Source organism: Brucella sp. NBRC 12950 (assembly GCF_030268145.1).
GTDB lineage: Bacteria > Pseudomonadota > Alphaproteobacteria > Rhizobiales > Rhizobiaceae > Brucella.
Genome location: NZ_BSQC01000089.1, coordinates 1 through 255, shown reverse-complemented (window position 1 = coordinate 255; position 255 = coordinate 1). Strand labels below are relative to the sequence as shown.

Sequence of the window (255 nt, the reverse complement as noted above, 5' to 3'; positions counted from 1 at the left end):
ATGAAAATCTGCTGCTGCCGCCCGTAGTCGGCAAGGGCAGCGGAGCCATGTCACTCGACGAGATTTACGAGCTCTTCCCCAATCTCTATGAGCGCCGCAACAGCCCCGGCACCAAGCTTTCGGGTGGCGAACAGCAGATGCTGGCGATTGCCCGCATCCTGCGTACCGGCGTGAAGGTGATGCTGCTTGATGAGCCGACCGAAGGGCTTGCGCCCGTCATCATCCAGCGCATCGGCGATGTGCTGGTGGAACTTA

At 60.4% G+C, this 255-nt stretch carries 1 protein-coding gene; it reads left to right on the top strand.

Translation table 11 applies throughout. The annotated features are described in order from the left end of the window. On the top strand, window positions 1-255 hold a 255-nt coding region (locus QSJ70_RS27585; RefSeq protein WP_285541399.1), incomplete at both ends, for an ATP-binding cassette domain-containing protein.